Consider the following 1,464-nt stretch of genomic DNA (forward strand, 5'->3'; position numbering starts at 1 on the left):
TCAACAGTATGGATTCTGTATCCGACAGAGACTACCTCATCGAATACCTCAGTGCCCTGTCCACGATCATGATGCATCTGAGCCGTTTCTGTGAAGAGATCATCCTCTGGAACAGCAATGAATACCGCTTCATCGAACTGGATGATGCCTATTCTACCGGCAGTTCTATCATGCCTCAGAAGAAGAATCCTGATATTGCTGAACTGATCCGAGGCAAAACAGGCCGTGTCTATGGCGCATTGACATCTCTTCTCACAACCATGAAAGGCCTTCCTCTTGCTTATAACAAAGATATGCAGGAAGACAAAGAACTGACCTTCGATGCTATCGATACAGTCAAAGGCTGCCTGGCTCTGTTCAACGGCATGATCAAAACCATGCATGTCAACAAAGAAACCATGGCTGCCAGCAGCAAAAATGGTTTCACCAACGCTACTGATGCTGCCGATTATCTTGTAAAACATGGTGTACCATTCCGTGATGCCCACGGCATCATCGGACAGCTTGTTCTGATCTGTATCGACAAAGGTATCGCCCTGGATGACCTGCCTCTGGAAGAATACAAGAAAATCAGTCCTGTCTTCGAAGATGACGTCTATGAAGCCATCAGCATGAAGACCTGTGTCAGCCTGCGTCAGACCATCGGTGCTCCGGGCCATGAAGCCATGCAGAAAGTCATTGATATCAACAGCCGTTATCTTGAAGAAAACTAATCTGCCGTTTATTCAATAACGCTGCGCATCCTGTGGGATGCAGCCTTTCAAAGCCGTGTATTTCAACTCTCAACCACAGTTTCGAATACACGGCTTATTCTGTTCCTTCCGTAACACTTCATCCAATCTGATTCAATCCATCTATAAAAAGTTCTACAGCCCGCTGCTGCTTCTCCGTCAGCAAATTCCATCTGTCCAAATGACGCTTCTGCTCTGCATTCAGGTGAATCAGATCATCCTGCCCATAAAGGAATTCAGCCAATGTGATTCCGTAAGCTTCACATACATTCTCAATGGTTGTCAATGATGGACAAGTCCCTCGATGCATCATATTCGTCAATGTCGAATGAGAAAGATTCGCCTCTTTTGCCAGGCGATACACTGTCCATCCCCGCTTCTCATTCTCCTTCCTGATACGCCCTACAATATCAAGATTCATCTTGTCTGCCTCCTCCCTATCATTTTGTTTACACATCATATCACAATTTACGACAAATGGACGATTTTTCGACAAACAACTTTTAATTTATTTTTTTAACGAATATGGTATAATAGATGCAGTTTCAATCAGAGGAAGAAAACGCCCATCTATTATCATTTTTTCAAAAAAGGAGGCTTCTTATGCATATTTTAGTCTCAACAACTACAGCCAGTGATCTGGCCGAGACAGCTGAACAGTCCATTGATTATCTCCAGAAGATTGTCGACTATATGATCAGTAAAGCACACATTCTGATCAGTGCACTGATCA

Annotated in this window: 2 protein-coding genes; one reads left to right on the forward strand and one right to left on the reverse strand. The window is 43.9% G+C overall.

Features of this window, described 5'->3' with window-relative positions:
• Positions 1–713 (forward strand): argininosuccinate lyase (gene argH, locus WMO25_RS17935; RefSeq protein ID WP_349086581.1); only part of this gene is annotated, 713 nt, incomplete at its 5' end.
• Between the two features lie 118 nt (positions 714–831).
• On the opposite strand, the gene WMO25_RS17940 is transcribed toward argH, so the two are convergent.
• On the reverse strand, positions 832–1,152 hold the full coding sequence (locus tag WMO25_RS17940) for a helix-turn-helix domain-containing protein (protein ID WP_349086582.1): 321 nt from the start codon (positions 1,150–1,152) through the stop codon (positions 832–834).
• Between the last annotated feature and the right edge of the window lie 312 nt (positions 1,153–1,464).

It is taken from the genome of Coprococcus intestinihominis, assembly GCF_040096555.1.
GTDB classification, from domain to species: Bacteria; Bacillota; Clostridia; order Lachnospirales; family Lachnospiraceae; genus Coprococcus_A; species Coprococcus_A intestinihominis.